Origin of the sequence: Enterobacter sp. BIDMC 26 (genome assembly GCF_000534435.1) — a bacterium.
Classification (GTDB): domain Bacteria; phylum Pseudomonadota; class Gammaproteobacteria; order Enterobacterales; family Enterobacteriaceae; genus Enterobacter; species Enterobacter ludwigii.
The window spans coordinates 2,038,751-2,062,941 of the sequence record NZ_KI973182.1; the positions used below are offsets into that span (position 1 = coordinate 2,038,751).

Sequence of the window (24,191 nt, forward strand, 5' to 3'; positions counted from 1 at the left end):
AATTACATTCAGGATACAACTGGCACGGCCTGCGACCGCCCGACTTCTGTTACTGCTTCAACGTGCTCTTTCACATTAAATACCGCGACCAGCCCGGTCAGATGATCCGCCTGGCTGGCCAGCTGATCGGTTGCCGCTGCCGCTTCCTCAACTAACGAGGCGTTTTGTTGCGTGACCTGATCCATCTGGCTTACCGCCTGGGCCACCTGCTCAATTCCGCGACGCTGTTCATCGGACGCAGAAGCAATCTCGCCCATGATGTCGTTAACCCGCGTAACGGAGGTGACGATTTCGTGCATGGTTTTCGCCGCCGTGTCCACCAGGGCAGAACCTTGCTGGACGCGCGAGACGGACTCTTCAATCAGCCCTTTAATTTCTTTCGCGGCGTTGGCGCTGCGGCTCGCCAGATTACGGACTTCACCGGCCACAACCGCAAAACCACGCCCCTGTTCACCGGCTCGTGCCGCTTCAACGGCCGCGTTCAGCGCCAGAATGTTGGTCTGGAACGCAATACCGTCAATCACGCTGATGATGTCGCCAATTTTCTGTGAACTGGCGGCAATGTCCTGCATGGTACTGGCCACGTGAGAGGCCTGATCGCCCCCCTTCTTCGCCGTCATCGCCGCCTGTCTGGACAGGTCAGACGCCTGACGCGCGTTATCCGCGTTCTGGCTTACCGTCGCGGTGAGCTGCTCCATGCTGGCAGCCGTTTGCGCCAGCGAAGCTGCCTGCTGCTCGGTGCGCGATGAGAGATCGTTATTGCCTGCCGCAATCTCCGAGATCCCGGTGTGCATGGCATAACTGCCCTGTCGCACATCGGAGACCGTTTCCCGCAGGGCGCCCTGCATCGCCTTCAGGCTGGCAAAAATCGCCGAAATTTCGTTCTTGCCGTACACCGCCACCGGACGCGCCAGGTTACCCTTCGCAATACTGTCGAAGTGGCTGCTGACGATCGCCAGCGGTTGCACAATCATTCTGCGCGACCAGTACAGGGCACCGCCGGTCAGCAGCACCGCCAGAATCACCACCACGGCAAAAATCACGCCTGACATATGGTAGTTTTTACGGCTGTCATTCCCGGCGCGTTGGACAAACTGGTTAATGTTCTGCTGCCAGGCATTAAAGCTCGCGTCAAACGCCACCTGGGACACCTGGACTGGCGCGGTCATAAAGTCCGAGAGCTGGTTGTTCTCAAGCCAGGTCGCCTGGTGATCCAGGTCGCTGTGCCACTGATCAAAACGCTTCTTCATCGCGACTTTCAGCGCCTTCACTTCCGCGCTGCCGGCGTCCTGTGCCGCGAAGGCGTTAAACTGCGCGTCAGCCTGCTTCAGGCTGACGCGCGCGGTCACCATCAATGCCTTGATGTCATCCGGCGGATAACTCAGGGCGGTTAAGGTTCCCGCTTTGTTCAGCGCCGTGCTTGCCTGCAACAGTACGGCGCGCGTCTGTGCCACGGCGGCGCGCTGCTGGTTACTCGCCTCAACTTCCTGCAAATTCTGATAGCCATCGCGAAACGCCCAAAAAGACAACCCGTTACTGCCAACCTGCAACACACCGCAAAGGATCAGAATCAAAAACAGTGTGGTCGAGATACGAATACGATTTAACATCCACGCTCCCATCATGCGGCAAGCAGCCGCGGTTTAAATGTCAGTCAAAATGTTTCCCAGTTTTCATGTCCGGTCGTCGCTGCAGGTTTACGGGTCGCTGCCGCTGCTGCGGCAGGCGCGAGATACGTTGCTTGCGGGGTGACCGTGTTTCCAGCGAGTGAAGCGAGACGAAACGCCGAGACGGCCATCTTCAGACGGCTTGCCTGGTCTTCCAGCGCAGCGGCCGCCGCAGCGGACTCCTGCACCAGCGCGGCGTTTTGTTGTGTCACGCGATCCATTTCCGATACCGCCAGAGCAACCTGGTCGATACCACGACTCTGCTCATCCGACGCAGAGGCGATTTCACCCATGATGTCCGTTACGCGGGTAACGGCATTCACGATGTCATTCATGGTTTCCCCTGCGCTTTCTACCAGCACGGAGCCGGTATCGACGCGGGAAACGGAGTCTTCAATCAGGGCCTTGATCTCTTTCGCCGCGTTGGCACTGCGGCTGGCAAGGTTGCGCACTTCCCCGGCCACCACGGCAAACCCGCGCCCCTGCTCGCCCGCACGTGCGGCTTCAACGGCGGCGTTGAGGGCGAGGATATTGGTCTGGAAAGCGATGCCGTCGATAACGCTAATGATGTCGGCGATTTTCTTCGAACTGTCGGCGATTTCGTGCATGGTTTTCACCACGCCGTCCACCACGCGACCGCCTCGCTGCGCCGTTTCGGACGCGCTTTCCGCCAGCTGTGAGGCCTGACGGGCGTTGTCCGCGTTCTGCTTCACGGTCGCGGTAAGCTGCTCCATGCTGGCGGCGGTCTCTTCGAGCGCCGACGCCTGCTGTTCGGTGCGCGACGACAGATCGTTGTTGCCCATCGCAATTTCGCTGGTACCGGTATAAATGGCTTCCGATCCGTTACGCACGTTGGCGACGGTCTCAATTAGCGAGCGCTGCATATGATCAACGCTGTTTGCCAGCTCGGTAATTTCATTGCGCCCGGAGACGGTCAGCGTTTTGGTCAGGTCACCACCGGCAATCTCGCGAATGTGGGCAATGACGCGACCGAGAGGATTAAGCAGGATGTGGCGAATGCCGTACCACACGCCCACCAGCACGATGACCAGCGCCAGCGCCATGACGGCCATCTGCCATTTGGCAAAGCGGTAATCATTCTGGCTTTGCGTAAAGGCCGAGTGATACAGGTCGCCACTGGCTTTGGCGTATTCCCCGAGTGCCGCACCAAGGGCGTTTTGCATCCCCTGGGTAGGTTGCGCGAAATACGCGTCCATGTTGCCGCTTTCCAGGAACTGAATAAGCTCCGTCAGACCGGCATAGTAGGCGTTGTACTTTTCATCGATATTCTGGCTCACCTGCGCCATGGCAGGCTGTGGCGTGATTTTCTTAAAGGCGTCGTAGTGTTTCGCTGCGTCAGCAAGGGTCGCCCGCGCATTTTTCAGCAGTTCCGTTTTCGCACTGCTCTGCTGATTATTTGGATCCATCATCATGCGGGCGGAAGAGCGGCTCAGGTTGATACGCGTTTGCAGCATCAGATCCCACGTCGACGTCAGTTCACTCTGCTGTACGCGGAGATCGTTCGAGGCGGCGAAACTGTCCTGGTTTTGTTTAAGTGACGAGAAAAAAAGCCCGCCGGAGGTAAGCTGAAGAAGTGCGAAAATGACCAGCACCATCATAAGCATTGTGACAACGCGGATACGGTTCAACATACAACACCTTCTCATAGATTTATTAACGGTGTTATCGGCACTGACTACAGGAACTTTACATTTGAGAAAGGGAAAAGCGCGGGGTTAAAACGCAACGTCAACGATCAGCGTGTCGGTGTAGGTGCCGGCAGGCGGCGTAGACTGGCTGGTAAGGACTTTGGCAGTGTAGTTGTAGGTTCGCAATAAACCGTCGGTACTGACCTGCGATGAGGTTGCGCTGGTCCAGCGCTCGGTACCGCTGCCACCCCAGCGGTTGGTCGTGGCTTCTTTATAAATGTCGTAACTCATGTAGTTACTGCCGCTCACCATGCGGCGAACATTATTCAGCGCGTTGGCACCATTATTAATTCCGATAGTGTAAGTGCTTCCTTTGGTACAGGTGACGGCAATCGCCTGCGAGACAGTGGGGAAACTTTGCACCAGCGGCGCACTGTTGAAGTTGACGTCAGGCGTGGTCATGGCGCTGCAGTCGTTGGTAACGGTCATGTTGAGAAGAATACTGGTGGTCGCCGTGCCTGTCTGGGGAACGGTGCAAAGGCCCAGCACGCCCACGGAACAGACGCTGTAGTTGATGCTGAAGGTGAGCAGCACCTGATAGGGCCCGGCTGTGACGTTTTGTCCGGCAACGGTGCGGAAATAAAGCGGAATGCTGTACTGTTTTGACCCCAGTAATCCCAGCAGGGTGTTGCCGCTCCAGGTATAAGCTTTGCTGATTTGCACTTCGCTGTTGCTCGAACACCCCGTTAACCCGCACAACCGGGTGGGGATCACATCCGTGATGGCCGCATTATCGGTGCGTTTCATGGTGGCACGGCTGTTGCCTGAAACCGACGCGGCGGTGTAGTTCAGCGTCACCGAGTCGTTGGTCAGAAGATTGAGCACAGCGTCGCATGCCACGATCAGCCTGCCGGTGGTTTCGACCTCCCCGGTTCCGCTGAGCGCGAACGAGGTGACGCTACCAAATGACGCATTTACCGTACTGACGGTACACGCCGCCCAGCCGCCGCCAGAAAACAGCAGCAGCATCAATAGCAGTAAGCGCTTCACCGTTCCTCCCGGCAAATCAGCGGTCCGTATGTCTGCAGCTTATGTTCCGGGTTGGCCCCCACGGTCAGCGTGGCCGAGCAGTGTTTTCCGTCTGGCGTAATCACCTCAAGCGGGTTCACATCGCTGAGATTTTCCAGCCAGGCGATGCCGTCATACCCCACCACCGCATTGTTGCGCGAGGCACGTCGAACCTGGCTTCCCACCGGAATAGCCTGCCCCTGCTTGTCATGCAGAATGACGCTTGCCACCCGCTCCTGCTCCATCGGGAAATCGACCAGATAACCGCTGTGGCGGCGAATAGCGATCCGCCGCTCTGTCTCTTTCAGCCGGGTATCCGCGGGCAGATTAAGGGTATCAATGCGATAACTGGCCGGGTAATAAGCCGATACACCGCTGACCAGCAGGTAGCCGTTATTGTTCGTTTTGCCGACCGGCTGGTTTTCATAACTGACGGGAACGTCCGGGTGACCGTCGGTGCTGATCACCACAAACGCATCGTTGATTTTGTTTGCCGCAAATAGCTCGCCGTCCATCAGCACAATCGCGCCCATCGCCTCTCCCCACCAGGTCATCATGTCCCTTTCGCCATAACCACCGCCCTGAAGTTCGATGTTGTTATTGCGCCAGCCCAGCGTTCCCTGCTGATAATCATTGGCTTTCGACTGGTTGGCCCATGCCATGTTCCAGCTAAAGCCACCGTCGGAAGGCAGGAGTGGTTGTAGTTGATACGCTGCGTGCTGCCGGCATCTGGCGTGTTTTCATAGGTTACGGCGGCACTGTCACGCTCTCCCAGCGGCACCTGAAGCGACATGGCCACCGTCCAGTCTCCCCGCTGCTGATCGCGGCTTGCGGCCAGATAAATACTGCTCGCCCCCCACAGATTGCGGCTCCAGGAGAGATTCAGCAGTTCGGTTTTTTGGTTGTCAAAGCTCTCCACGCCGATCCACGCAGCACCGAGACTGCCATACTCGCCCAGGTTAAAGGTGAGAGAGTACTGGTCGGTGTTGCGACTAAAACTGGCGATGGGCCGGTCATTTTCGTCATAGACCGTAGGTTGGTCATAGAGGGCGAGGTTGCCAAAGTCGCGATCGCGCCGCGTATGCTGTGTCGCTACACTAAATTCACTGGTACTGTACTGATAGCCCCAGTTGATTTGCCCGCCATTATCTCCGCGCATACGGCTTTGAGAATACGCGGTATTCACGACGCCAAACCGACCCAATTTAACCACCGTCCCCATCCCGCCCAGCGCCAGTGCTTCTGCCCCTTCGGCATGGCCCTCCAGCGTCAACCAGTCCGTAACGCCATAGCGATACGACCCACTACCCGCCGCCGGGCCGTAGTCAAAATTCTTGATGCCGTAATTACGCCGCAGGCTGCCGAGCGTCACCGCCCCGTCGCTCAGGCCCTGTTTCAGCAATTCGCTGGTGACGTAAAACGGCAGCGTGGTACTCACCTGGCGCCCCAGCGCATCGGTGGTGACCAGTACCGCGTCCCCTGCTCCGTTGATATAGGGCAGATTGGTCAGGGTGAACGGTCCCGGCTGAAGCTGGGTCGAGCCGGAACGATAGCCATTGATAAAGAGATCCACCGAGGTGGGAACCGCCGCTTCGCCCGAGAACTCTGGCAGTGGCCAGGTCACGAGGTCAGGACGCAGGGAGAAATCCCGCCCGTAGCTGATCCCGCCCATGCGCACGCTGGTGCTCCAGCTCAGGGCATCGCTGATCACATCCCCGGCGGTCCAGGTCGTTGCCTCGTCCTCGTTCGTCATCAGAAGCGTCGTGTCATAGCGCACATACCCTTCCTGCTGACCGTCGTTTCCGGTGAAATTTTCCCGGGCATAGCCGGTTGAAGAAAAGGAGCCGTTCTCATTGAAGTAGCGGAATTCATGCCAGAGCGAGGCCTGTCCGCCGACATGTTCCGTATGGTTGGTGTAGAGATCGTAATTGAGCAGTGCTCCACGCCCGAAGTGTGGTTTGCTTTGTGACATTTGTCCGCTGAAAGGGGTCACGCGTGAGGCGACCCAGTCGGCCGGAACGCCCAGCAGCAGACGCTGCGCCGCGCTGTCGTACTCTACGCGCACCTGCGGCAGGGTAGAAAGGTTCACGTCTCCGGCAGGCACATGCTCCGGCGGAAGCCCTGCCCGCAGCAGGTCGGCGCTGGAAATAAAGAATGCCCCCTCGCGCTGCGTCACGGGCACCACCATACCGGTGTCGTAGTGATTCAACACAATCGAGAGCTGAAAGACCGCTTCGCCGTTCAACGCCTGAGCCTGCGGCGGCGGCGGTAAACTGTCATCGCCGGGCTCAGCCCAGGTGCTGGTACTGACGCAGAGCAGGATCATCATCGCCGGTTTCAGTTGACGGGCGTCGACTGCCATTGCGTATCCCTGGCATTAATCTGCGCGCTCAGCCGGTCTGGCTGACCTATTCGGGCCGGGATTGACCAGGTGCGGGTGCTGCCCGCAAGCACATACCCGAGTAATCCGTCTGCAACCGTCCGCTTCTGCCCGCCCTGCTCCAGCGCCACCTGGCTGAGTTTGACGTGCACATCCCCCTGATTACGGACCTCCAGGGCAGGATGTCCCTTCTCCTGCGTCACCCGCCAGCTCAGATTTTTGGTCTCCACCAGCGCATGATGCGCCCCCTCTTTTAGGGTCGGGATCCCCTGTCCATAAACGAACAAAGGAATGGAGTAGCGCATTTGCAATTTCAGGCCAATGGCCGGCTCGGCTTTGGCATCCGGCTGGGGGATTTCATCCACAATAATGCGGTAGGCCTGTTCGACGCCGAGCGGCACCGTACCCTGCTTAATCAAACGAATAAGCTGCTTACTGCCTTTGCCAATGGTGACGATGGGCGGGCTGGCCACCACGTCCTGCTGTGCGGAGTAGCGTTCATAACCGCCCTCCTGCTTCCAGCGCACAATGCGGACCTGCATTGTCGTTGCGCTGTTCCCCTGATTCTGGATCCATAATTCAGTGGCTTTGGCATCCGCTGACAACCACGGATCGATGGGCCACAACAGAATGGTTGCCGCCGCCTGCGCCTGGCCTGTCGCCGCAGCCATTCCCCCCAACAAACTCACCAGACAAAGGTGTCTGAAAAATGGCTTCATCGACTGTCTCCCTTTATCACCATGACAAGGTCACGGTGAGCTGATCAGAATACGTTCCTGCCGGGCTAAACCCGGTCAGCAGCGCCACGCCAAAAAGCGGCAGCGCAATGTTATTACTGTTGGTATAGGTCACCGGTATTGCCTGATTGACGCCAATTTCGCTGTTCGCCGCCAGCGAACTGCTGCTGTAAAGGCGATATCCCACCACTTCCGTTCCCCCTGAGCGCTTCATACGCCGAACGGAGGAGTAATTCTGTCCGCCGTTAATGCTCATACTCAGCGCCACGCCGGGCGTGCAGGCGATGGACAAGGCCCCGTTAGGCACAAAACTGGTGCTCACCGGGGCACTCTCCACCCCGTTGTGGGTACCGAAATCGAGCGTACCGAAAAGTCCTCCGCTGCCCGTGGATACCGCGCACCCGGGCACAATGGTCGCGCTGACCTTAAATGACTGTGACGTCACAGCACCCGCCGCAGGCACCAGCATCAGGCAGACGATCAGCGCGTACAAAGGGTGCACGATCCCCTCCGCGCTGTTGCGCAGACGCAAAATGGATGCCTTCATGGCTGCGTGAAACTAGTAGGTGACGCTGACGTTAATCGTGTCGGTGTAGGTACCCGGAACGACCGTAACGCTGTTACCGCCCCCGGTAATGCGCCCGAAAAGTGTGTAACTGTCGATGCCCCCGGCGGTTGACGCTATTGGTAGTGCCGCGTTGTTGGCAACGACGTTGTTAAATCCGCTGTCGCTATACAGGCTGTAAGCCACACCCTGTGCAGCATTGGTGGTGTTGACCAGATAGCGCGCAGGCGTGCCTGGCGTCCCCACGACGGTACCCGGCGCGGTGGAGTTGGTATTCCCGGTGATCGCCACCGTATAGCTGGCGGTCGTACATTGAATGGTGAACGTGTTACCGCCGCTGGCACCGGTCAACTGCGTCGTCAGGGTGGAAAACGTTGCGGGATGGGTGCCGAAATCCAGGGTCCCGAAGTTAATGCCATTTTGCGTGGGCGAGCCGTTTATCAGACAACCGTTCGTCAGGGTTAACGTCGCGCCAATAGTACCGCTGCTGGTCACCGCCAGCGCCTGTTGGGCTGTTGTCGCCGTCAGCAACGTGCCTGCACAGATCAAAAGGAGTTTTCTTTTCATTTACCACCCTCCAGAAGACATTTCCGTTCGCTTGCCACATTTTATTTTTGCTGTTCAAGATGTTAGCCCCACTTAACGTTCCTCTTCCGGGGGTTATTGAGAATTTAGTTTATGGATACCGCTTCGACCACCCGCGCCGCGGAGGGCAAGACTGATGGCTTATTGACTGAATATTTATTTATAAAACAGGATGTTAATACTTTGTGAATGCCTTATTTCTCGTATACGCAGAGGATATATCCATCGAAATGTGATCTGCATCACAATATATCGTCGAGGCGTTAACAACAAAATTAATAAAAATTAAAAACTAGTTGTATCTCCCTCCGCTTTACTTCAATTTATGTGCCGAATAATTTCCTGCGTCGTAATAAAAAATCTATATACATCGGCGCAGACGGCAACCAAAGCGCATAGAGGGTCTTTTTTCGTGGCAAGTGCAAACAAACTCACACTCTTCATCGTGATATTCATGCTGGCGGGTATTCTTTCAGGGGCGGCGATTCATGAGTATGCCTCTGCGGATGCCATCAAAGCATGGTCGGATAACATCACGCTGCTGACCGATATTTTCCTGCGTCTGATTAAAATGGTTATTGCGCCACTGGTCTTCAGCACGCTGACCGTGGGCATTATGAAACTGGGTGAAACCTCCACCATTGGTCGCGTGGGCGGCAAAGCGATGGTGTGGTTTATTAGCTCATCCGTGCTTTCCATTCTGGTGGGACTGTTTATCGTCACGCTGGAACGTCCGGGCAGCGGCCTGAACCTGGCTATCCCGAAAGAGGCGGTAGACACCGGCCTTGCGGTGGGGGGGATGACGCTGAAAGCGTTCTTGTCCCATACCATTCCGACCAGTATCGCCGGTGCGATGGCGAACAATGAAATCCTGCAGATTGTGGTCTTCTCTATGTTCTTCGGCATTGCCGGCGCGTCGCTGGGGCAAAAATTCAATGCCCCGCTGGTGGCCGCGCTGGATGTGGTCTCCCATATCATGCTGAAGGTGACGGGTTACGTGATGTACGTCGCCCCGCTGGCCATTTTCGCTGCTATCTCATCTGTGATTGCCACTCAGGGTCTGGGCATTCTGCTGAACTACGCCTCCTTTATTGGCGGCTACTACGTGGCAATCCTTCTCACCTGCATGGTGCTGCTGGCCGTCGGTTATATGGTGCTGAAGAAAGAGGTGTTCCGCCTGGTCAGCATGCTGAAGGACCCGGTGCTGGTGGCGTTTACCACCAGCAGCTCAGAAGCGGCGTATCCAAAAACGCTGGAGCAGCTTGAGCGTTTTGGTTGCTCGCGCAATATCGCCTCTTTCGTTCTGCCGATCGGTTACTCCTTTAACCTGGTGGGCTCTATGGTGTATTGCTCTTTCGCCTCGATGTTTATCGCCCAGGCGTACAATATTCACCTGAGCTTCACCGAAGTGACCGTGCTGATGCTGACGCTGATGCTGGCTTCAAAAGGGATTGCGGGGGTGCCTCGTTCGTCGCTGGTGGTCCTGGCGGCAACCATCCCGAGTTTCAATATTCCGGTAGCGGGTATTTTGCTGCTGATGGGGATCGATCATTTCCTGGATATGGGACGTTCAGCGATTAACGTGCTGGGTAACGGTATTGCGACTGCGATGCTGTCGCAAAATGAAGGGGCGCGCGAAGCGGAGACTGAGCTGGTAGAGCAGGAAGCGTAACGGGTTGGCGGAATGGTTTCGTTCACCTTAAGACCAGCAGAAAATACTACGTCTGCAGTAAGTGAATAAGATAAGGGGGCTGCAATAGCCCCCTTAATATGTTCACCGCAGCGGGCGAATCAGATAACCGAAATGCCCGACTGAACGAAACGGTTCCACGAAAGCCTCACAGAACCGTTTAGAGAAACATTACGCCACGTGATTCGCCGCGATATCCAGCAGCGCCATCTCATCACTGTTCAGCAGCTTCTCAATATTCACCAGAATCAGCATACGCTCACCCAGCGCTCCCAGCCCCGTCAGATACTCGGTAGACAGCGTGACCGCAAACTCCGGCGCCGGACGGATTTGATCGGACGTCAGGGACAGCACATCAGATACGCCATCCACCACGATCCCAACCACGCGCTGCCCCAGATTCAGGACAATCACCACGGTGTTTTCGTTATAATCCACGTCGCCCTGGCTGAACTTCACGCGCAGGTCAACGATAGGCACAATCACGCCGCGCAGGTTGGTGACACCTTTAATAAAGGCAGGCGTGTTCGCGATTCGGGTAACCTGGTCGTAACCACGAATTTCCTGCACTTTCAGGATATCGATGCCGTACTCCTCATCGCCTAAAGTGAATACCAGGAATTCCTGCCCTGATGGCTCGCCCGCCAGTTTCGTTACATTACTCATACCGGTCATGTTATTACCTTCTACTTAATCAGGCGGCTGTGTACGCCACACGTTGTTCACGATTTAATCCCTGAAGCGCCGACACATCAACGATCAGCGCCACGCTACCGTCACCCAGAATAGTGGCGGCAGAAATACCTGGCACTTTGCGGTAGTTGCTTTCGAGGTTCTTCACGACCACCTGGTGCTGGCCAATCAGCTGATCAACCAGCAGCGCGTAGCGGCGACCCGCACTTTGCAGGATCACCACGATCCCCTGCGTGGCCTCGGTTTTCGCGCCATCCACTTCGAACACTTTCCACAATTCGACCAGCGGCAGGTACTCACCGCGCACTTCAAGAACGCGCTCGCCACCCGCCAGCGGATGCAGATCTTCTTCACGCGGCTGCAGCGATTCCATCACCGCGTTCAGCGGCAGAATAAAGACTTCGTCCGCCACTTTCACCGACATGCCGTCGAGGATTGCCAGCGTCAGCGGCAGCAGGATACGAATGGTGGTGCCGGAACCTTGCTTAGACTTGATCTCAACGTGGCCGCCCATCTCCTGAATGTTACGCTTCACCACGTCCATTCCCACGCCGCGGCCGGAAACGTCCGTCACCTGCTCTGCGGTCGAGAAGCCTGGCGCGAAGATCAGCATGCCCACTTCTTCGTCAGTCATGTTTTCGTTGACCGCCATTCCCTGCGAAATGGCTTTCGCCAGAATGCGCTCACGGTTCAGGCCCGCACCGTCATCGGTCACTTCGATGCAGATGTTCCCGCCCTGGTGTTCGGCGGAGAGGATCAGATTCCCGACCGGGGATTTTCCGGCGGCAATGCGGTTTTCCGGCAGTTCGATACCGTGGTCGAGGCTGTTACGCACCAGGTGCGTTAACGGGTCGATAATGCGTTCGATCAGGCTTTTATCCAGCTCAGTGGAGCTGCCCATCAGCGTCAGTTCAATCTGTTTATTCAGTTTACTGGCCAGGTCACGCACCAGACGCGGGAAGCGGCTGAAGACATATTCCATCGGCATCATACGGATGGACATCACCGATTCCTGCAGGTCGCGGGCATTACGTTGTAACTGCCCCATGCTGGTAATCAGATCGCCGTGGGTCACCGGGTCCAGTTCGTTAGACCGCTGTGCCAGCATCGACTGGGTAATCACCAGTTCACCCACCAAGTTAATCAGCTGGTCAACTTTCTCGACGGCGACGCGGATGCTGGTGGATTCACTGGAGCGCGCGGCCGGTTTTTCACCACGGCCTGGCGCGGCGGCATCTTTTGGCACCGCTTTCAATACCGGCGCCGCAGGCGCAACGGCAGGCGCGGCCGCCTGAGGAACAACCGCCACCTCTTCCACTGCCGCTGGCACGTCAACCGCCGCCGTTTCAGTTTCAAACGCGATCTGGTCGGCTTCGATAACAAAGCACAGGACCGCCACGATATCGTCCTGGCTGATCCCCTCTTCCAGCGTCGCACTCAGGCTGTCTTTGCCTTTCACCACGTTGCTTAATTTCGCCAGGTTACTCAGCTCTTCTTCAAGCAGGTCAACTTCGTTCTCTTTGAGGCGTGACAGCACCACGCGCACTTTACTCGCAGCGGCGGCCGGGGCCGCCTCTTGTGCGGTAACGGCATCGACAACGCTCAGTTTGGCTGCCGGAACAACGGCTGCGGCTGCGTCACCTTTGGCTTCCAGCGCGAGCTGGCGCAGCGCATTGCAGATGTATTCAAAGCTGGCGGCATCAGGCTCTGCCGAGCTTTTATAGGCGTCGAGCTGTTCCTGCATAATATCTTTGGTTTCCAAAAACAGGTTGATAATGTCGGTATTGAGCTGCATCTCACCGCGTCGTGCTTCATCCAGCAGGTTTTCCATTAAATGGGTCGTTTCCTGCAGGATGGTAAATCCAAACGTTCCGGCTCCGCCTTTAATCGAGTGCGCCGCACGGAAGATGGCATTGAGCTGCTCGGAGTCCGGTGCTTCAGGCACCAAATCCAGCAAGTGTTGCTCCATATCGGCCAACAATTCGTCGGCTTCATCAAAGAATGTCTGGTAAAAATCGCTAATATCCATGCTCACGCTATCACCTCGGATTGGCTGGTGGCGATGTTGGAACGGCAGCCGAAGGAACGGCCCCAGGCTGTTTTAAATCGTCCAGTGACTCATTCTGACTTTCGGCGTTTTCGTGCAGGATGGCCTGCTCCGCCTGCTGGTTCAGCACTAAAAGACTGATACGACGGTTGATGGCGTCATCCGGCCCGCGGTCAGTGACACGCATGGTTGATGCCATGCCGACCACGCGCAGTACCTTGCCATCATCAAGCCCACCTGCCACCAGCTCGCGACGCGAGGCGTTGGCACGATCGGCAGAAAGCTCCCAGTTGCTGTATCCCTTCTCACCCGTGGCGTACGGGAAGTCATCCGTGTGTCCAGACAGGCTGATACGGTTAGGAATACCGTTCAGCACTGGCGCAATGCCGCGCAAAATGTCGCGCATGTATGGCTCAACTTCCGCGCTGCCCGTTTTGAACATCGGGCGGTTCTGGCTATCAATAATCTGTATACGTAAACCTTCCTGCACCAGATCGATCTTCAGGTGTGGTCGCAGGGCACGCAGTTTAGGATCCGCCTCAATCAGCTGATCGAGATCGCCGCGCAGTTTCTTCAGGCGCGCTTGCTCCATACGTTTTTTCAGCTCGTCGATGTTCGGCTCTTTCTTCACCTCACCCTTCTGCTGGGTGTAATCATCGCCGCCGCCAGGGATCGGGCTGTCGCTGTTAGAGATTCGCTGCCCACCGGTCACGGCGGTAGCCAGCGGCGTTCGGAAATACTCGGCAATCTGGATCAACTCTTTCGGGCTGGAGATGGAGATGAGCCACATCACCAGAAAGAATGCCATCATTGCGGTCATAAAATCGGCGTACGCTATTTTCCAGGAGCCATGCGCGCCGTGCCCATGCCCCTTGTGCTTGCGTTTTTTTACGATGACGATCGGATGGGACTGATTTTTCATGCGTCCTCAGTTGTCGTCTGTTGGTTTGGGTTTTTCACCGCACGCACGTGTTCTTCAAGCTCGATAAACGACGGGCGCTCGCTGGAATAAAGCGTTTTACGGCCGAATTCAACTGCGATAGGTGGCGCATAACCGTTGAGGTTAGAGAGCAGCGTGATCTTCACGCACTGCATCATTTTGGTCGTTTCCGCGCTCTTCTGACGCAGAACGCTGGCCAGCGGAGAGATAAAACCATACGCCAGCAAAATACCGAGGAAAGTGCCCACCATCGCATGCGCAATCAGCGCGCCCAGCTCTGCCGCAGGACGATCCGCCGAGGCCAGCGCGTGTACCACGCCCATCACCGCCGCGACGATACCGAACGCAGGGAGGGAATCGCCCACCAGCGCCAGGCTGTTTGCCGGCACTTCGGATTCGCTTTCGTGCGTTTCAATCTCTTCGTCCATCAGCGCTTCGATTTCGAAGGTGTTCATGTTGCCGCTGATGATCAGTCGCAGGTAATCGACGATGAAATCCAGCATCATTGCGTCAGCGAGAATGCGCGGGTAGCTGGCAAAAATTTCGCTCTCTTTCGGGTTTTCAATATCCCGCTCAAGCGAGAACATGCCCTGCTGACGCGACTTCGCCATCAGACGATAGAGCAGCGCAAGCAGATCCATATACATGCTTTTGGTGTATTTAGAGCGACGGAACAGCAGTGGAATAGCTTTCAGCGTGCCCTTGATCGATTTACCGTTATTACCAACGATAAAAGCCCCTACCCCTGCGCCGCCGATGATAATAAGTTCAGCCGGTTGATAGAGTGCTCCAAGGTGCCCGCCGGTCATCATGTAACCGCCGAAAACTGTACCGAGAACTACCAGGTAACCTAATAAGATAAGCACGACATCATCCTTCCGCTAGTGACTATGGCAAGGATGTTCAGCTCGCAGCGTTTACCGTTTGCGGGGTAAAAAAAAGCAGCGGTAATTGCTTACCGCTGCTGGAATCTTGCCCACACGTTCGGGTTAAACAGCTTGTTCGATCTGTTCATCCAGCAGTTGTGGAATAATATCGGCAGCTTCCCGGGAAAGTTTACGTCTTTTTACTGCTCGGGATGGAGGCTGGCATAAACTACAGGCGAAGCTGCCTGCAGGCTGATGCGCATGGGTAATAAAATTGCCATCGCAGCAGTTACAGCGCGACAGCTCAAGCATTCCGCTTTCAACAAAACGCACCAGCGTCCATGCGCGGGTGAGCGCCAGCAAAGGACCCTCGTCCTGCTGCGGGCATTGTTCAAGGTAAAGTTTATACGCTTTGATCACGGCATCAACGCCGCTACACAAACCGGTTTTGAGAAGATACTGCCAGGCATTACAGAACATGGAGGCATGAATGTTCTGTTCCCAGGTCATAAACCAGTCCGTTGAAAACGGCAGCATTCCTTTCGGCGGGGGACTACCACGTAACTCTTTATACAATTTGATGAGGCGACCACGACTCAGCTGAGTCTCGCTTTCCAGCATTTGTAAACGAGCACCGAGCGTAATCAGCTCCATTGCTAACTGTATGTCACGCGCTTCCTGAACAATGCTTTTCTCGCTCATTGCTAGGCCCTTTTCTTACGGGCTGCGTCATCAGGCTGGCTGATTTCGGTAAGCAAGCGAGTGGAAAGAAGAATACCGGTATGGATCTGTTGAAGATCGTCAACACGGGAATCCTGCGTCAGACGCGTGATAGTCTGAGGATTGTCAAAACGGAACTGGCAAACCAGTTGGTTTGTTTCCGCCAGTTTAACCATTTGAGGAAGGGTTAACCCACCCAGCATGGTTGCCATTTCTTCATTAATACCCAGACGAAACATCGCGGACGCCTTGTCCTGACTAATCAAACGCTGCGCGAGCAGTAAATACGACAAATTGATGTCATAGATATGTTTTAGCAACTCGGATGTATGCATTGTTCCCATCCCGAATAACCAACTATTATTTTTATGCGGAAAGACCGCACCCCGTGATGTCGCCGGGAAATCACCCGGTATAAAAAAGAAAAGGCTAAATGCATAGTCGAATTTAGGTTTGTATTCATTGAAACGCGCAACAGCTGAAACGCGGTTACGTCTCTTACACGTTTTATCATTTCTTACAAATAACTAAGATTTTTCCTAATTCGACGCAAACTCTACTCGTCAGTTTTGACACATACAATGCAGCCACCCCCAAATTTAAAAAAAATGTGATCTACGTCACACAATTTAAGTGAATATCTCCCATAAATCCATCAGTATGACTTGTAAATTGGTTGTTTTTTGAACGATCGACACTGTTTTCTATTCTTTATGGGCGAATACTCATGCAGGAGTATGAGCAGAAGTGGCATGACATGTGCTGTTCGAAACGTGTCAGCGACCGGATGCGCGTCACAGCAAATCCATCTTAAGGTCACATTTTCATTATCTATAAAAAACATGTAGTTATGCAAAACGCCTATAACAATTGTTTCACATGGTAATCATTAGAAATGTGTTTATAACGCGTTAAAACGATTTAACTCAGGAAACGTAAAAAAGTGTGATTCAGGTTAAGTTGTTAATTTTTTTCATTTAGGCACGTTTTCCCGTTATTCTTCTTATAAGAATAATTAATGAATAATTATGATTAGCTTCACACTTATGTCGTATTCACCTCTTGCAGATCCGGTGAAATCGCGGTAATGGTGACTAAGACGCTGTCTTTCAGACACCTAAGGAGTGCGTTATGAGTTACTCCCATCTTCTTGTTTCTGTTGCGGTTTCGCCCGAAAGCCATGAACTCATCGCCCGGGCGGTTTCCATTGCCAGACCGCATAATGCCCGTATCAGCCTGATCACCCTCGCGGCCGAGCCTGAGATGTATAATCAACTGGCTGCCCCCATGCTGGAAGATATTCGTGAGGTATTACAGGAAGAAACGCAGCAATTTATGCGCGAGCTGGTAGAAAAGGCGCAATATCCTATATATGACACCATTATTGCGACAGGGGAGCTTAATGCGCATATTCTCAGCATGTGCAGTAAGCAGAATATTGATTTAGTAATATGCGGGAATCATAACCACAGCTTTTTTTCTCGCGCAGCCTGTGCGGCGAAATCGATTGTGGCGTCAAGCCAGGTTGATGTGTTGTTAGTGCCTCTTGGGGGTCGTTAAACCCCCAGAGGAAAATCAGGCGAGTTTAGGGAATGTCGCGATCTTTTTTTGCAAATGGCCTTCATTACTCTGCGGCGCAATATCACGAAGATCGCGAATAAAACGCGCCTGCCAGTGGTTAATATCATTCTTACGGATCGTTTCCATCATCTCGGCATGGCGGGAAATACGCTCCGTTAGCGGCATCGTCAGCGCACGGTTGAGGGCATTCGCCACGTCGTCACGATCGTAAGGGTTGACGATAAGCGCAGACGTCAATTCATTGGCGACCCCGGCAAACTGGGAAAGCACCAGCACACCCGGATCGGCGGGGTCCTGAGCTGCGACGTACTCTTTCGCGACCAGGTTCATCCCGTCCCGCAATGGAGTAACCAGCCCGACATCCGCATAGCGGAACACTTTCATCAGGATCTTACGGTCAAAGTGTTGATTCAGATAAAAGAGCGGCGTCCAGCCCAACTGACCGTAGCGGCCATTAATGCGCCCTGCTTCCGTCTCCAGCTGGTGACGAATATCCTGATAAGCCTGCACTTCACCGCGCGAGGTGGGCGCTATCTGCGTATAGCGGATTTTACCGTGATGCTGCGGGTACTTCTCCAGCAACGTTTCATACGCCAGGAAACGTTCTGGCAGCCCTTTGGAATAATCAAGACGTTCCACCGAGAAGATATTCTTCACGTGCTTGAGTTCATTCTTAAGCTGCGCCAGTTTGGGCGGCAGCGGACCGGAAGCCTGCTCGGCAATCTCTTCAGGTTCAATACCGATGGGATACACTTCAGTGTGGAATGTCTTGCCCCAGGCCGTATGGGTTTTACCCCCTTTGGTCACCACTCGCGTTTTGCCGGACACAGAATCAAGGAACGCAAGTCGGTCATTCTCGGTCTGGAAGCCCAGCAGATCGTAGTCACACAGCGCATCCAGCAACTCTTCATGCGGCGGCAGCGCGGTAAAGATTTCCGGCGTCGGGAACGGAATATGCAGGAAAAAGCCAATCCGGTTATTCACTCCCCTTTTACGCAACTCTCTGGCGAAGGGCAGCAGGTGATAATCGTGGATCCATAAAATATCGTCTTCCTCGATTAAAGGCAGCAGTTTATCCGCCAGCAGCGAATTCACCCGCGTGTAGCCTTCAAAGGACTCGCGCTGGAATTTAACCAGATCCAGACGATAGTGAAACGCTGGCCACAGCACAGCATTGGAGAACTGCGAGTAATACTCGTCATAATCTTTTTCGTTTAACGCAAACGACGCCCACGTAATATTTCCGCGCGTCACTTTCTTGAGCGGTTTCTGTTCTTCACTGATTTCACCATTCCAGCCAAACCACAGCCCACCGGCGGCTTTTAAGGCACCTAATACCCCAACCGCCAGGCCACCTGCACTGGATTTTTTATCATCAGGCGGTGCAATTCGGTTAGAGACGACGACTAAGCGACCCATAATGGTTTCCCCCTTTGTTTTGCGCTATTTGTTGTTGTTGCTGGTTAGCGATGTCAGATATCCACTGCCAGACGCTGGCGACATCCGCCAGACGCCATTCGGCGACAGTCTCACCAGGCCCGACCTTGATGGCGATCCCTCCGGCCTGATTCACCACACGAAACCCTGCCTCATCGGTCAGGTCATCCCCAATAAAAACGGGCGTCCTGCCGTTAAAAGGCGGTGTCGCCATAAACGCAGCAATCGCCGCGCCTTTATTGATCCCTTTAGGTTTAAGCTCCACCACACATTTACCCGGCTGCAGCGCCAGCTCCGGATGTGCATTTGCTATAGCGGTCGCAAGCGCAAGCACAGCCGCTTCATGCTGCGGCGCCTGGCGATAATGCAGGGCAAAGGCCATCCCTTTGGCTTCAAGCTCCGTACCGGGCAGTTCTGCCAGCGCAGACGAGAGTTGAACCTGTAGCGCCTGGATTAATGCGTCGGGGAGTGAAACGATATGCGTTTGATCATGGATGTCGCGGCGCTCCGCTCCGTGTACACCGGCCAGCGGAAAGCGATAAGGCCTGGCAAGCTGGTCCAGTTCGGCCATCGAGCGCCCTGATATCAATGCCACTGCTCCCTCAGTCATCTGCGAGAGCTGATGCAACTTCTGAAGAACCGTGGCGGGGATCGCCACCAGGTCAGGATGCGGCTTTATCTCGGCGAGCGTACCGTCGAGATCAAAAAAGAAAGCATAGTGTCCGGGCAGTACAGGCGGTGCAGTTAACAAGTCAGCCACCCTATTCCTCCTTACGGTTTACGAGAGGTAAACGCCTTTACCTCTTTCATAGCCATGTAAGTATAGACAGTGTGACGTCGCTCGCCATTTGACAACCGCCCCGCCAGCAAAACTGGCGAGGCGGTTCGGGGGTCAGCTAAGGTTATTAGTTGAGCAATATAAAGATAGGAAAAACCTCAGACGGTACGCTTCGCTTTTTGCTTGTAACGGTCGAATATCACCGCTGCCAGCAGGATCAGCCCACGAACGACGTACTGAGAGAATGGCGAAATATTGAGCAGGTTCATGGCGTTCTCTACCGTCCCCAGGATCAGGATACCGGCCACCACATATGAGATTTTTCCGATGCCGCCTTTCAGGGAAACGCCCCCCAAAACACAGGCTGAAATGACGATCAGCTCATAACCGATAGAGGTCATTGGCTGGCCACTGGTCATTCGCGACGCCAGAATAATCCCTGCGGCTGCAGAGACCAACCCGGAGAGAACAAAGATAATAATCTTGGTACGCACCACCGGCACACCGGCCAGACGTGCGGCTTCTTCATTGCCCCCGATAGCCAGGGTATTACGGCCAAACGTGGTCCGGTTGAGCAGGAACCCGAACAGGATAAGACAGGCCACGGTCAGCCAGATTGGCGCTGGCAGCCCCAGCCAGTTAGCGTAACCGAGGGTAAAGAAGCGCTCGTCTTCAATCCCCACCGCTTTACCGTCAGAGATGATATAGGCAAGACCTCGCACAATTTGCATGGTCGCAAGCGTTGTGATCAGGGCGTTAATCTTCAGGCGAGCAATGACAAAGCCGTTCACCAGCCCGCTGAGCACGCCCAGTAACAGACCCGCCAGCACGCCAATCCACAGGCTCTCCGTCATGTTGATTACCACAGCCGTGGTAACGCCGGCACAGGCAATAACCGAGGCCACCGACAGGTCAAAATCGCCCGAGGCCAGACAGAACAGCATACCGCAGGCCACCATGCCGGACATGGAAATGGCCAGCCCCAGCCCTTTCATATTAATAAAGGTAGCAAAATTAGGAACGAAGATCGCACAGGCGACAAACAGGGCGGCAAAGACTACCAGCATGCCGTACTGATCCCAGATTCGGCCAAAACTGAACGCCGACTTTGGCGCTCCGGATGTAGTAACAGAGGACATCATTAACTCCTTACTCAGGCGACAGCCTGGCTGACTTTAGGCATGGCGAGATTCAACGCCTGTTGTTCATTCGCCTGTTCATGAAGCAATTCACCGGCAATTTCACCTTCACGCATGACGACAATGCGATCGGCGACGCCAAGCACTTCAGGCAGATCGCTGGAGGCGAAGAGCACCGCCACGCCGCGTTTTGCCAGTTCATAGATCACGTTATAAATCTCGTGTTTTGCCCCCACATCGATACCGCGCGTCGGTTCGTCCAGTAAAATGACCTTCATATCCTCCGACAGCCAGCGGCCCAGAATGGCCTTCTGCTGGTTGCCCCCGGAAAGATTCATGATCAGCTGTTCCGGTCCCGGCGTTTTGATATTGAGTGAACGAATGTGGTGATCGGCATTGCTCGATTCCCAGCTATCGTTGATCAGGCATCCTGCGCGGATAAATTTGCGACGGGCGGAGATATTGATGTTGTCACGCACCGAATGCACCGGAATAATCCCCTCCGCTTTGCGATCTTCCGGGCAGAGCATCATGCCTGCCTTAATCGCGTGGGCGGGCTTCTGAATATCCACCGGTGCGCCGTCAATAGACACCACGCCCTCGGTAATGCGCGTGCCGCCGAACAACCCTTTCATTAATTCGCTACGCCCTGCGCCCACCAGGCCGAACAGCCCGACGATTTCACCGCTGCGTACCGATAACGAAACCGGCATGCGTACTCCCGGCGCTTTTACATTATCCAGTCGCAGGCGTTCAGGGCCGTACTCACGCGGTTTCCAGTGGTAAATGTCCCCCAGATCGCGTCCGACCATCGCCTGGACAAGCTGGTCATGGTTCACCTGCGCCATGTCGCTAAAGGTGCGCACATAGCGGCCATCTTTAAACACGGTGATGGCGTCGCTCAGGGCAAATATCTCTTCCATACGGTGCGAAACATACAAAATCGTGCGGCCTTCCTGGCGCAACTCCCGGATCACGCGGAACAGGTTTTCGATTTCACGTGCGGAAAGCGAACTGGTGGGTTCATCAAAGGCAATAATTCTGGCGTTACGCGCCAGAGCCTTGGCAATTTCAACCATCTGCCATTGGCCGATGGAGAGGTATTTCAGCGGCGTCTGAGGATCGACGTCCAGCCCAAGATGTTTAAGCTGCAGCCCTGCTTCATAATTAAGTAGCGAACGATTAACCACGCCGCTTTTGTGCGGGAGCTGTCCTAAATAGATATTCTCGGCCACGGTCATCTCTGGGATCAGGTGCAGTTCCTGATAGATAATGGCCACCCCGGCATTAAGCGCCGCCGTGGTATCAGCAAAAGCCACCTCTTCGCCACGAATGGCCAGTGTGCCGGTCGTAGGGGAATAGTTGCCGCTGAGGATTTTCAACAGCGTGGATTTTCCCGCGCCGTTTTCACCCATCAGGGCATGAACCTGGCCGGCATAGCAGTCGAAACTGATATCGGTCAGCGCGTTAACACCGGGGAACGTTTTCCCGATGCCGCGAAATGAGAGATACGGATCAGACTGTCGCATAACGTCTCCGTGATTCCTGTAGTGTGTACGTCTGGCCCCTCATGGTGAATGAGGGGCGCAATCACAGCGTATTACTTACCGCCCAGTCCTTTTTTCGCCAGTTCCTCTTTGAAGTTGTCGCGGGTAATCAGCACCACGTCGGTCACTTCAGTAAATTTCGGCGGTTCAGCCCCTTTGGTCACCCAGTTGTAGAGCATTTCACTGGATTTGTAGCCGTGTACGTCCGGGCTTGGCAGCAGAGAGCCATAGAAGCCGGTCGCCTGCGCTTTGGACAGTTCGCTGACGGCGTCAACGCCGTTGATGCCGATACCGATAACATCCGGAGCTTTGAAGCCCTGACCTTCTGTCGCACGCACGCCACCCAGCACGGTGTTGTCGTTCATACCGACCACCAGCCAGTGTTTAACTTCCGGGTGTTGAACCAGCATTGAGTTCGCGGCGTCGAACGCGCCGGGGATATCGTTGGATTTGGTAGGAACTTTATAGATCTGTTTTTCCGGGAAGCCGGCGGCTTTCAGAGCGTCCATGGAACCGGTAGTACGACGACGTGCAGTATCCAGCTCATCAGCCGTGATGGCCATGACGCCCGTCTCTTTTACATCCCAGCCGCGCTTTTGCATCTCTTTATAGAGTTCCTGACCCTGGCGCTCACCAATTTTGGTCGCGGCCATCATTACCAGCGGCACGGTGTCCATTGGCTTGCCTTTGGCATTGACGAACTGATCGTCAACGGCAATAACCTTCATGTCGTAACCGCGCGCTTTAGCCGCAATTGCCGACCCCAGTTTTGGATCGGGTGTACAGATAACGAAACCTTTCGCACCGCTGGCCGCCAGGCTGTCGATGGCGTTCAGGGTTTTTTCACCGTCAGGCACGGCGATTTTAATGACGTCAAAACCTAAATCTTTTCCGGCTTTATCGGCGAATTTCCACTCAGTCTGGAACCACGGCTCTTCTGGCTGTTTTACCAAAAAACCGAGTTTTAAATTCTCTGCGATAGCGGATTGTGACATAACAGCAGCCAGACCAACGGCCGCCAGCGCTTTAGTAAATTTGTGCATGGTAAACTCCAGCTTTAGCATTCTTTTCTGTAGGGAATATTTGCGTGCTTCTTATTTAATCGGACTTAAAACAAGGCATTAGCGCTTACCTCGTCATAAGCGTTATTGCTGGTGATAGTTTTAGCGGGAAATTAATCATCCATAAGAGAGCGCCATCACACCGCAGAATTACAGTAATTGCGTACATAAATTCAGCGGAAAATGACATAAAAATGGCAGGAATTGTCGGACAAATGAAACGGGGTTAAGCAGAATTATCCATAAGATCAGCTAAGAAGTCCCTGAGCGCCGGACGCTCTAGCATCCGGCGGGAAATTTACCAGGCGTAATAGATGTGGTCAGCGTGATCGCGAACGGGCGTTTCGTCACCCAACAGTCGAGCAGCAAGGGCCAGCGCAAAGTCAAAAGCATGACCAAGACCTTTGCCACTGAGCAGGTTTTTATCCTGGACGACCGGTGCATCCACATATTCACCGTCTTTTACCGTCTCCCATAAATCCCCGGAGCAGACGTAGCGACGCCCCCGAAGCAGCCCATTTCCCCCCAGCACGCGCGCCGCTGCTGAACAAATAGGGCAAATCAGCTTTCCGCGCGCGTCATGTGCAGAAATAAAACGGATAACCTGCGGATCCGCGGCCAGATTTGCGCTGCCCTGGGGTCCCCCGGGTAGAACAATCGCATCGTAAAGCGAATCGCTGCGTTCTGATAAGGTGCTGTCTGCCACCATGGGAATGTTATGGTAACTGACCACTGCACGCGACTGCGCGCAGGCCAGAGTTTCCACGTCGATGTTCAGCCGGCGCAAAATATCAATGGTGATAATCGCCTCTGCTTCCTCAAAACCGGGTGCCAACAGCACCGCAACCTTTGCCATCATAAACCTCAATGATTGAAACAAGATAAAACAGTGTTTCATTTTTACATAATCATTAAGAACAATCTTGCACGGCGATCACACACTCATCTTTTAGCGATAAATTGATTTAGCGCAATTTTATTCCTCAAAATATATCCTGATTGATTGATCTGTTTTTCACATCGTCACAGAAGATTCTGTTG

20 protein-coding genes and 1 pseudogene are annotated in these 24,191 nt (G+C 54.6%); 2 read left to right on the forward strand and 19 right to left on the reverse strand.

Annotated features, from left to right (window positions below; genetic code table 11):
• Window positions 1-8: 8 nt before the first annotated feature.
• From tap to L462_RS13690, 7 genes and pseudogenes are all read right to left on the reverse strand, one after another.
• Window positions 9-1,610 (reverse strand): methyl-accepting chemotaxis protein IV, encoded by a 1,602-nt coding sequence (tap, locus tag L462_RS13715; RefSeq protein WP_032678436.1) that lies wholly within the window; start codon window positions 1,608-1,610, stop codon window positions 9-11.
• 44 nt (window positions 1,611-1,654) lie between these two features.
• Window positions 1,655-3,319, reverse strand: a complete 1,665-nt coding sequence (gene tar / locus L462_RS13710) for a methyl-accepting chemotaxis protein II (RefSeq protein ID WP_020883382.1) — start codon at window positions 3,317-3,319, stop codon at window positions 1,655-1,657.
• 84 nt (window positions 3,320-3,403) lie between these two features.
• Window positions 3,404-4,366 carry a Csu type fimbrial protein gene (locus L462_RS13705; protein WP_020883381.1) on the reverse strand — a complete coding sequence of 321 codons (963 nt, stop codon included), beginning with the start codon at window positions 4,364-4,366 and terminating at the stop codon, window positions 3,404-3,406.
• A pseudogene (locus L462_RS0123555) lies at window positions 4,363-6,746 on the reverse strand (fimbria/pilus outer membrane usher protein). Before L462_RS0123555 ends, L462_RS13705 begins: the two are co-directional and overlap by 4 nt.
• Window positions 6,722-7,483 carry a fimbrial biogenesis chaperone gene (locus tag L462_RS13700; RefSeq protein WP_032678437.1) on the reverse strand — a complete coding sequence of 254 codons (762 nt, stop codon included), beginning with the start codon at window positions 7,481-7,483 and terminating at the stop codon, window positions 6,722-6,724. Before L462_RS13700 ends, L462_RS0123555 begins: the two are co-directional and overlap by 25 nt.
• 16 nt (window positions 7,484-7,499) lie before the next feature.
• On the reverse strand, window positions 7,500-8,048 hold the full coding sequence (locus tag L462_RS13695; protein WP_032678438.1) for a Csu type fimbrial protein: 549 nt from the start codon (window positions 8,046-8,048) through the stop codon (window positions 7,500-7,502).
• A gap of 12 nt (window positions 8,049-8,060) precedes the next feature.
• A complete protein-coding gene (locus L462_RS13690) occupies window positions 8,061-8,633 on the reverse strand; it encodes a spore coat protein U domain-containing protein (protein ID WP_032678439.1) in 573 nt (190 codons plus the stop codon).
• Between the two features lie 430 nt (window positions 8,634-9,063).
• Between L462_RS13690 and L462_RS13685 the strand changes: the two genes are divergently transcribed.
• Window positions 9,064-10,323, forward strand: coding sequence for a dicarboxylate/amino acid:cation symporter (locus L462_RS13685; RefSeq protein ID WP_025203835.1), 1,260 nt, complete (start codon window positions 9,064-9,066; stop codon window positions 10,321-10,323).
• 189 nt (window positions 10,324-10,512) lie between these two features.
• Here L462_RS13685 and cheW read toward each other — a convergent pair whose 3' ends face one another.
• The 6 genes from cheW to flhD all read right to left on the reverse strand — a co-directional run bounded on the left by cheW (window position 10,513) and on the right by flhD (window position 15,942).
• A complete protein-coding gene (gene cheW, locus L462_RS13680) occupies window positions 10,513-11,016 on the reverse strand; it encodes a chemotaxis protein CheW (RefSeq protein ID WP_014170674.1) in 504 nt (167 codons plus the stop codon).
• A 19-nt stretch (window positions 11,017-11,035) separates the two neighbouring features.
• Window positions 11,036-13,069 carry a chemotaxis protein CheA gene (gene cheA / locus L462_RS13675; protein ID WP_020883375.1) on the reverse strand — a complete coding sequence of 678 codons (2,034 nt, stop codon included), beginning with the start codon at window positions 13,067-13,069 and terminating at the stop codon, window positions 11,036-11,038.
• A 4-nt stretch (window positions 13,070-13,073) separates the two neighbouring features.
• Window positions 13,074-14,003 carry a flagellar motor protein MotB gene (gene motB, locus L462_RS13670; RefSeq protein WP_014170676.1) on the reverse strand — a complete coding sequence of 310 codons (930 nt, stop codon included), beginning with the start codon at window positions 14,001-14,003 and terminating at the stop codon, window positions 13,074-13,076.
• Window positions 14,000-14,887, reverse strand: coding sequence for a flagellar motor stator protein MotA (gene motA, locus L462_RS13665; RefSeq protein WP_008500417.1), 888 nt, complete (start codon window positions 14,885-14,887; stop codon window positions 14,000-14,002). Before motA ends, motB begins: the two co-directional genes overlap by 4 nt.
• Window positions 14,888-15,010: 123 nt before the next feature.
• A complete protein-coding gene (flhC, locus tag L462_RS13660; protein ID WP_014170677.1) occupies window positions 15,011-15,589 on the reverse strand; it encodes a flagellar transcriptional regulator FlhC in 579 nt (192 codons plus the stop codon).
• A 2-nt stretch (window positions 15,590-15,591) separates the two neighbouring features.
• Window positions 15,592-15,942 carry a flagellar transcriptional regulator FlhD gene (gene flhD / locus L462_RS13655; RefSeq protein ID WP_020883374.1) on the reverse strand — a complete coding sequence of 117 codons (351 nt, stop codon included), beginning with the start codon at window positions 15,940-15,942 and terminating at the stop codon, window positions 15,592-15,594.
• A gap of 796 nt (window positions 15,943-16,738) precedes the next feature.
• Here flhD and uspC point away from each other — a divergent pair.
• Window positions 16,739-17,167 (forward strand): universal stress protein UspC, encoded by a 429-nt coding sequence (gene uspC, locus L462_RS13650; RefSeq protein ID WP_032678440.1) that lies wholly within the window; start codon window positions 16,739-16,741, stop codon window positions 17,165-17,167.
• A gap of 15 nt (window positions 17,168-17,182) precedes the next feature.
• Here the strand turns inward: uspC and otsA are convergent, their stop codons facing one another.
• The 6 genes from otsA to L462_RS13620 all read right to left on the reverse strand — a co-directional run bounded on the left by otsA (window position 17,183) and on the right by L462_RS13620 (window position 24,006).
• Window positions 17,183-18,607: an alpha,alpha-trehalose-phosphate synthase gene (gene otsA, locus L462_RS13645; RefSeq protein WP_032678441.1), complete on the reverse strand. Its 1,425-nt coding sequence runs from the start codon at window positions 18,605-18,607 to the stop codon at window positions 17,183-17,185.
• A complete protein-coding gene (gene otsB / locus L462_RS13640) occupies window positions 18,582-19,385 on the reverse strand; it encodes a trehalose-phosphatase (RefSeq protein WP_014170681.1) in 804 nt (267 codons plus the stop codon). The genes otsA and otsB overlap by 26 nt, the downstream gene beginning before the upstream one ends.
• 176 nt (window positions 19,386-19,561) lie before the next feature.
• Window positions 19,562-20,542 (reverse strand): arabinose ABC transporter permease AraH, encoded by a 981-nt coding sequence (gene araH / locus L462_RS13635; protein ID WP_014884358.1) that lies wholly within the window; start codon window positions 20,540-20,542, stop codon window positions 19,562-19,564.
• 14 nt (window positions 20,543-20,556) lie between these two features.
• Window positions 20,557-22,071, reverse strand: a complete 1,515-nt coding sequence (araG, locus tag L462_RS13630; RefSeq protein ID WP_032678442.1) for an L-arabinose ABC transporter ATP-binding protein AraG — start codon at window positions 22,069-22,071, stop codon at window positions 20,557-20,559.
• Window positions 22,072-22,142: 71 nt separating this feature from the next.
• Window positions 22,143-23,132: an arabinose ABC transporter substrate-binding protein AraF gene (araF, locus tag L462_RS13625; protein ID WP_020883371.1), complete on the reverse strand. Its 990-nt coding sequence runs from the start codon at window positions 23,130-23,132 to the stop codon at window positions 22,143-22,145.
• Window positions 23,133-23,448: 316 nt separating this feature from the next.
• Window positions 23,449-24,006 carry a DJ-1 family glyoxalase III gene (locus tag L462_RS13620; RefSeq protein ID WP_032679709.1) on the reverse strand — a complete coding sequence of 186 codons (558 nt, stop codon included), beginning with the start codon at window positions 24,004-24,006 and terminating at the stop codon, window positions 23,449-23,451.
• Window positions 24,007-24,191: the final 185 nt, after the last annotated feature.